Annotated in this window: 8 protein-coding genes and 1 pseudogene; 5 read left to right on the forward strand and 4 right to left on the reverse strand. The window is 65.0% G+C overall.

The window, feature by feature from the left end; translation table 11 throughout:
• Positions 1-213, reverse strand: a pseudogene (locus EN780_RS22610) (methyltransferase type 11); the annotation flags it as partial.
• 51 nt (positions 214-264) lie between these two features.
• Here EN780_RS22610 and EN780_RS22615 point away from each other — a divergent pair.
• Positions 265-1,152 carry a dienelactone hydrolase family protein gene (locus EN780_RS22615; RefSeq protein WP_128275367.1) on the forward strand — a complete coding sequence of 296 codons (888 nt, stop codon included), beginning with the start codon at positions 265-267 and terminating at the stop codon, positions 1,150-1,152.
• A 2-nt stretch (positions 1,153-1,154) separates the two neighbouring features.
• Here EN780_RS22615 and EN780_RS22620 read toward each other — a convergent pair whose 3' ends face one another.
• Positions 1,155-2,099, reverse strand: a complete 945-nt coding sequence (locus tag EN780_RS22620; protein ID WP_128275368.1) for a DMT family transporter — start codon at positions 2,097-2,099, stop codon at positions 1,155-1,157.
• A 90-nt stretch (positions 2,100-2,189) separates the two neighbouring features.
• Here EN780_RS22620 and EN780_RS22625 point away from each other — a divergent pair, with 90 nt between their 5' ends.
• Positions 2,190-2,675 carry an Lrp/AsnC family transcriptional regulator gene (locus EN780_RS22625; protein ID WP_128275369.1) on the forward strand — a complete coding sequence of 162 codons (486 nt, stop codon included), beginning with the start codon at positions 2,190-2,192 and terminating at the stop codon, positions 2,673-2,675.
• 100 nt (positions 2,676-2,775) lie between these two features.
• On the opposite strand, the gene EN780_RS22630 is transcribed toward EN780_RS22625, so the two are convergent.
• Together EN780_RS22630 and EN780_RS22635 are read right to left on the reverse strand one after the other, a co-directional pair.
• Positions 2,776-2,973, reverse strand: coding sequence for a hypothetical protein (locus EN780_RS22630; RefSeq protein WP_126053941.1), 198 nt, complete (start codon positions 2,971-2,973; stop codon positions 2,776-2,778).
• 146 nt (positions 2,974-3,119) lie between these two features.
• Positions 3,120-3,605 carry a thioesterase family protein gene (locus EN780_RS22635; RefSeq protein ID WP_128275370.1) on the reverse strand — a complete coding sequence of 162 codons (486 nt, stop codon included), beginning with the start codon at positions 3,603-3,605 and terminating at the stop codon, positions 3,120-3,122.
• 102 nt (positions 3,606-3,707) lie between these two features.
• Here EN780_RS22635 and EN780_RS22640 point away from each other — a divergent pair, with 102 nt between their 5' ends.
• The 3 genes from EN780_RS22640 to EN780_RS22650 all read left to right on the forward strand — a co-directional run.
• The gene (locus EN780_RS22640; protein WP_127311319.1) at positions 3,708-5,126 is read left to right on the forward strand and encodes an FAD-linked oxidase C-terminal domain-containing protein; all 1,419 of its coding nucleotides are present in this window, start codon (positions 3,708-3,710) and stop codon (positions 5,124-5,126) included.
• A 2-nt stretch (positions 5,127-5,128) separates the two neighbouring features.
• Entirely contained in the window at positions 5,129-5,626 is a 498-nt protein-coding gene (locus EN780_RS22645; RefSeq protein ID WP_127286080.1) for a hypothetical protein, read from the forward strand.
• Positions 5,627-5,751: 125 nt separating this feature from the next.
• A partial coding sequence (locus tag EN780_RS22650; RefSeq protein ID WP_128275371.1) for an AsmA family protein occupies positions 5,752-7,561 on the forward strand: 1,810 nt, incomplete at its 3' end.

The following is a 7,561-nucleotide window of genomic DNA, read 5'->3' on the forward strand; positions in this document are numbered from 1 at the left end:
GACCAGCAGGTAGGCCTTGGAGACAGCGCCGAAATAACCGGCGATCAATCGGCAGACGAGGGCGGTGCCGAGGCTGGACTTCAGGCTCATGGCGCCCTTGCGCCGTTCCGAGGCCGGCCATGCGATGAGGCTGCGGCGGAAGCCGCCGAGGCAGTCGTCAGTCCTGTCTTCCACCTCGACGTCCTCAAAGCCGACGGCTTCGAAATGGACCAAGCGCCTTCCAACCCTATCTTGCCCGGTGGGGGAACAGTCGAGGAATGAGCCATGACCACAGCCGCCGCCGAGCCAGTCATCACCCAGGCGATGATCGATGCCTATGATGAATACACGCATCTGACGCTCGACCGGCGCCGTTTCATGGAACAGCTGACGAGGCTTGCCGGATCTGGCGCGGCAGCCGCCGCCATCGTGCCGTTGCTGGCGGCGAATCCCGCCAGGGCGGCGATCGTCGCCGAGGACGATCCGCGCGTGAAGGGTGAGGACATCACCTATCCCGGCAGCGGAGGCGAGATGAAGGGCTACCTGGTCGAGCCGGCCGACCGGTCCGGCAAGCTCGGCGCCGTCATCGTCATCCACGAGAACAGGGGGCTCAACCCGCACATTAGGGATGTGGCGCGGCGGGTGGCGCTGGAAGGGTTCGTCGCGCTGGCGCCGGACTTCATGTCGCCGCTCGGCGGCACGCCTGAGAATGAGGACAAGGTGCGAGAACTGTTCGCGACGCTCGATCCCGCGCAGGTCGCCGCCAACGCCGTGGCGACGGTCACGTTCCTCAAGGGCTACAAGGACGGCAACGGCAAGGTCGGCGCCGTCGGTTTCTGCTGGGGCGGCGGCGCAGTCAACACGCTTGCCGTCAATTCGCCGGATCTGAGCGCAGGGGTCGCCTATTACGGCATGCAGCCGAAGCCCGACGACGTACCGAAAATCAAGGCCGCGCTGCTGCTCCACTATGCAGGGCTGGATGCGCGCACCAATGCCGGCATCGATGCCTTCAAGAAGGCGCTCGACGTGGCGCATGTCGAGTACGCGGTCTATGTCTATGAGGGCGCCAACCATGCTTTCAACAACGACACCTCGGCGGCTCGCTACGACAAGAAGGCGGCCGACCTCGCCTGGGGCCGGACGGTCGCTTTCCTGAAGGAGAAGCTTGCCTAGCCTTATGGCGCTCGTTCCGGGGCCGGCTTGTGCAAGGCGACGCCGGCCACCACCAGCACGATGCCCAGGCAATCGCCGAGGCTCGGAACCTGCTTCAGCACGATGATGCCGATCAGTGTCGCGCTCAGCGGCAGCAGCGACAGCATCAGCGCGAAGCTGGCGCGCGGCAGCCGCGCCATGGCGAGCTGGTCGCAGATATAGGGGATGACCGAGGAGCAGATGCCGACGCCGATGGCGGCGATGAGCAGCGACGGCGCGGAAAAGGCCGGCAGCGCCTCGGTGAGGCCGATGGGCAGCACGACGAGGAAAGCGATCGTCATTGCCGCGCCCAAGCCGGCAATGCCGGCGCCCGCGCCGGACGCCGCGACGCGGTGGCCGAGCACGATGTAGCCGACGAACAGGGCGCCGTTGAGGAAGGCCCAGAACAGGCCGACCGGGTCGCTCGACCATTTGACATCGATCAACAGCAAGGTGCCGGTGACGGCAATGGCGAGCGCCGCAAGATTGCGCGGGCTGCGCAGGCCAACGAGCGCGACGGCGATGGTGCCGACGAACTCGATCGCCGCGACCAGCGAGATCGGCAGGCGGTCGAGGGCCAGATAGAAGGAACAGTTCATCACCGCCAGGCAGGCGCCGAAGGCGACGAGCAACAGCCGTGTCGGCCGGTCGGCGCGGGCGAAGACCCTCCATGGCCGGGTCAGCGGCGCGAAGACGAGGGCGGCGGTGGCGATGCGCAGCCAGGCCATGCCCAGCACGCCGACCTGGGCGAAAAGCAGCACCGCGAAGGCCGGGCCCAGATAATGGAACACGGCGCTGACGCCGAACCACAGATGTGGCGGCAGCGCCGTCGACAAGGTGGAAAGGGCAGGGCCGGCAAGGCTTTGGCTGGCGCTGTCTGGCTTGTCGAGGGCGGGGCTTGCCGCCGAGGCCTGCGCTTGATTTCTCATGCGATCACTATCGCAGGCGGATCGCGCGGTTTATATGGATGACCGCTGGGTCATGCGACCGAGTTGTTCCCGAAAGAAAGGCAAATTTCCTTGAAACGCCTTCGAAACGAAAACGCGGACCTCGATGTCGCCGACCTGAAGCTCCTGCGCCTGCTGGAAAAGGATGCGCGCACCAGCACGGCCGAACTGGCGCGCGCCGTCGGCCTGTCGGCGCCGAGCGTAGCGGAGCGGATCAGAAAGCTGCAGGAGAACGGCGTGATCGAGGCCTACACGGTCAGGATCAATCCGGCCGCGCTCGGCATGAAACTGTCGGCATGGCTGCGCATCCGGCCGGTGCCGGGTCAGCTTGCCGTCGTCGCCGACATCATCCGCGACCTGCCGGAAATCGTGCAGTGCGACCGGGTGACCGGTGAGGACTGCTTCATCGCGCTGGCGCATGTCGGCTCGGTGGCAGAGCTCGAACGGGTGATCGACAGGATCATCCCTTACGCGATGACCAACACGGCGATCATCCAATCGTCGCCGGTGGCGCCGCGCTCGCCGCTGGAGCGGTTCGGCGCCTCTCAGAATCGCTGACCCGCTCCAATTATTTGTTTTGACGCAATTCCGGACGGAAAACCGCTACGCACTTTTCCTGGAATTGCTCCAGAGGCCGCAACCAGGGATTGGCAGTAGCTCAGAAATGCCCGCGCTTCAGCCGCGCCTGCTTGAGGATGGCGCGCCAGCGGATCATGTCGAAGGGGATCGGCTCGTTGTTGTTGGCGATGTGGAAGATCTCGTTGTTGACGTTCTTGAGCGAGCGCCAGAAATCATAGTCGGTGATGCGCGGATCGGCCGCCAGCCGTTCCACCTCGACCTTGATGTCGGTTTTCATGCACGTTCCTCGAACCGCCTCTGCCCGCCGCCCCGTATCGCCAACCCGATACGGTGGTTTTCAAACGCTCCGCTGAGTCGTTCAACGACTCAATCGGCTTGTTCACGTTAAAACCTTGGTAAGGTTAACGTGCGCGCTGGGGCGCTTCAAGCGCTCTTGCGTTTGATGCCGATCGAGCGGCCAGCGCGCTCCGGCATCGGCAGAGCGGCGTGGGCGGCGCGCATCTCCTCGACCCTGGCAAGAACGTCGGCGGGGAAGGGCGCCACTTTCGGCCCGGACATGTCGACATGCAGCGAAAGCGTCTCGGAGGTGGCGGCCAGCCAGCCGTCGACATGGCGGATCTCCTGATAGGCTCTCAGGCGCTTTTCGTCATGGTCGATGAGCTGGAAGGAGACCTGGACCTTGTGCTCCAGATGCAGCTCCTGCACGTAGCAGACATGGACTTCCGCCGTGTAGATGGTGAGGCGGCGCTCCTTGGCGTAGTTCGGCCCCATGCCCATCATCTCGAAGGCGTCGTCCGAGCAGCGGTCGAACAGCACGTTGTAATAGGCCATGTTGAGATGGCCGTTATAGTCGATCCAGTCCTTCTCGATATCCATGACGCGGGAAATGAAGGGAGCGGGCATCGACATCTTGTTTTCCTTTCCTGATCGCTGGACAGGGTGTGGGTCGCGAGACTACGCATCCTTAGCCGCACAGCAAGGGCGGCGGCTGGTCCATTCGCGGAGTGAATCATGGCTTTGAGCGACCTCAATCCCGTCGAGCGCAACGAGGAGGGCATTGCCGCGGTTCTCGGCATCCTCAAGCAGACGCTCGGCGAGCGCTTCCAGACCGGCCAGGCAGTCCGCTCCCAACATGCGCACACCACCACTTACATCCCGACGCAGGCGCCGGACGGCGTCGCCTTCGTGGAGAGCACGGCCGAGGTGCAGGAGATCGTGCGCGCCTGTGCCGCGCACCGGGTGCCGGTGATCGCCTTCGGCGTCGGCTCGTCGCTTGAAGGCCACACCAACGCGCCGGGCGGCGGCATCTCGATCGACACCTCGCGCATGAACCGGATTCTCGCGGTTAATCCCGAGGATCTCGACTGCACCGTCGAGCCAGGCGTGACGCGCGAGGACCTCAACCGGCACCTGCGGGACACCGGCCTGTTCTTCCCGATCGACCCCGGCGCCAATGCCTCGCTCGGCGGCATGGCGGCGACGCGGGCCTCCGGCACCAATGCCGTGCGCTATGGCACGATGCGCGAGAACGTTTTGTCGCTGACGGCGGTCATGGCCGATGGCGAGGCGGTGACCACCGGCAAGCGGGCGAAGAAGAGCTCTGCCGGCTACGACCTGACGCGGCTGCTGATCGGCTCGGAGGGCACGCTCGGCGTCATCACCGCGCTGACCTTGAGGCTGCATGGCATCCCGCAGGCGATTTCCGGTGGCGTCTGCCCGTTTCCGAGCCTCGAGGCGGCCTGCAAGACGGTGATCGCCACGATCCAGATGGGCATTCCGGTGGCGCGCATCGAACTGGTCAATGCGCTGCAGATGCGGGCGATGAAGAACTATTCCAAGCTCGACTACCCGGAAGGCCCGTGCCTGTTCGTCGAATTCCACGGCAGCGATGCCGGTGTCGCCGAGCAGGCCGAGACCTTCGGCATGATCGCCGAGGAGAATGGCGGCGGACCGTTCCTGTGGACCAGTGTTGCCGAGGAGCGGACGAAACTGTGGAAGGCCAGGCACGACGCCTATTGGTCGTCGCTGACCTTGCGGCCCGGCGCCAAGGGGCTGTCGACCGATGTCTGCGTGCCGATCTCGCGGCTTGCCGAATGCGTCACCGAGACCGAGGCCGACATTGCCGAGATGGGGCTGATCGCGCCGATCGTCGGCCATGCCGGCGACGGCAACTTCCACGTGCTGGTGTTGATGGATGTCGACAACCCGCAGGAAATCGCGCTGGCGGAAAAATTCGTCGCGCGGCTCAACATGCGCGCCATCGCCATGGAAGGAACCTGCACCGGCGAGCACGGCATCGGCCAGGGCAAGATCGGCTTCCTGCGCCACGAGCTTGGCCATGGCGTCAACATCATGCGCACGATCAAACAGGCGCTCGATCCGCTGAACATCATGAACCCTGGCAAGATCTTGCCCCGTGTTGGTCACTAGTCATGTCGGCGGCCGAGGCCCTGCTGGCGATCGAGGTGCCGCCGTCATCGGCCGGCGCGCCATTGCCGCATGTCTTCGCGGATCAAGAGCGATTGCTGATTGCCTATCTCGCCAACGTTCCGGATCCTTCGTTCGATGGTACGAACCCGCGCTCGGTTTCGCCCGCAACCGGCGATCAATCCGTCGCAATCCTGACGGTGGAACCATACCTGGCGCTTCAATTCGGTCCGCCGAACGATGAAGCCATCAGCGGGCATCGGCTCTACGGTCTCGGCCTGCAACCATATTCTGCGTTCGAAGTCTTCAACTCGTCCTGGATCGCCTCCCTGGAAAAGGCCAATCGGGTTCATCCATCCCACATGCCTGAGCTGTTTTCGGACTATCGGCATTTCATCCTGACGTTCCACGACTCGACCATCGAGTTCGTTGCGCAGAAATTCCTGATCAGCCTTTGCAAGGGTGCGGTCTTGTCCGCCCTGATGGAAGCGGCACGGCATTGACGCGGCGGACTGTCCCCACAGCCTGCGCCCCTGTCCCTGCTTGCCGAGGACGCAGCCGAATTGCCTCTTTATCGACACGCTGATGCGGGTACAGTGCAGCTGACTTTCAACGATCGCTGGTGCTGATGCTCGCACGCCTGTTCGTGATCTTCGGTGGCCTGTTCGTGCTGGTGCTGTGCGCGGCGCTGGTGGTGCCGTATTTTATCGACTGGGCGGGCTACCGCGCCGATTTCGAGCGCGAGGCGAGCGCCATCCTCGGCCGCAAGGTTACCGTCGAGGGCGATGCGACGGCCAGGCTGCTGCCGTTTCCTTCAGTGACCTTCTCCAATGTTTCGGTTGCCGGCGGTCCCGAAGGCCAGCCGGCAATGACCGTCGAGACCTTCTCGATGGATGCGGAACTGGCCCCCTTCCTGCGCGGCGAGGTGCTGATCTTCGACATGCGGCTGGTGCGTCCGAAGGCGACGATCGACATCGCCGCCGACGGCACGGTCGACTGGGCGATGCGGCCGACCGCGCCCTTCGACCTCAACCAGATCGCGATCGAGAAGCTGACGGTGACGGAAGGCGAGGTCGCTTTGCGCCATGCCGCCGGCGGGCGCAGCCACCTGATTTCCGAGATCAATTCGACCGTCTCGGCAAAGTCGCTCGCCGGGCCATGGCGGATGGATGGAACGCTCAAGCTCGACGGCCTGCGCACCGATGTCACCGCCTCGACCGGCAGGGCCGAAGGCAATGGCCAGATGCGGCTGCGGCTGAAGGCCGATCCGGACGCCTATCCGCTGGTCATCGAGACCGACGGCAATGCCGGCCTCGTCAAGGGCGCCGTCGCCTATTCCGGCCAGTTCAAGATCTCCGGCAACGACAGGAATTCGGCCGAGTTGCGCGGCACCGATGGCGAGACGGTGAAGGTCTCGGCCGGCAAGCCGGACCCGGGCTTCCGCCTCAACGGCAAGTTCTCGCTCGATCACCAGAAGCTCGCCTTCGACGAGTTCCGCTTCGAAACCGGACCGCTCGACAATCCCTACACCGCCGACGGCAAAGCCTCGGTCGAGCTCGGGCTGAAGCCGCACTTCTCGATTGAGGCCAACGGCGCGCAGGTGCAGTTCGACGAAGCCGTCGGCGCCGCTGCCGTCGACGGCGTAACGCTCGACCAGCGCGTCAATGCGCTGGAGCAGGCGCTTCTGCATATGCCGAAGCCGACCATCCCCGGCACGGTCGAGGTGAGACTGCCGGCCGTGGTCGCCGGCGACACGACGGTGCGGGACGTGCATCTCTCGGCCGAACCGGCCGAAGGCGGCTGGTCGGTGAAGTCGATTGCCGCGACCTTGCCCGGCCGCGCCACGCTCGAAGCCAACGGCATGCTCAGCGTCGAGGATCATTTCGGCTTCACCGGCTCGCTGCTGCTTGCCGTGGCGCAGCCTTCGGGTTTTGCCGCCTGGCTGTCCAAGGACGTCGACGAGGCGATCCGCCGATTGCCGGCCGCCGGCTTCAAGGCCAGGGTCGATCTCAGCGAGAAGCGCCAGGCCTTCAGCGATCTCGAACTGATCCTCGGCAAGGCCAGGTTTTCGGGCCGCATCGATTCCAGCCAGCCGGACGACGCCAGGCCCTCGGTGCTTATGCGGCTGGAGGGCGGCGAGCTCGACGTCGACGGGCTGGCGGCATTCGCCTCGATCTTCGTCAGCGACAAGGGCGCCAACCGGTTTTCCGATCGCGACCTCGACTTCCAGATCAAGGCCGGGCCGGTGAGCGCGGGCGGCCTGACGGCCGACACCGTCGACACGGCGCTGCGGCTGCGCAAGGGATTGCTCGAGATCGACCGGCTGTCGCTCAGCGGGCTGGCCGGCGCCTCGATCAGCGCCACCGGGCGGATCAAGGATTTCCCGGAGAGCCCGACCGGCAAGCTCGACGCCTCGGTGGTCGCCGTCGACCTCAAGC

The sequence above is a fragment of the Mesorhizobium sp. M4B.F.Ca.ET.089.01.1.1 genome, assembly GCF_004022605.1.
Lineage (GTDB): Bacteria > Pseudomonadota > Alphaproteobacteria > Rhizobiales > Rhizobiaceae > Mesorhizobium > Mesorhizobium abyssinicae.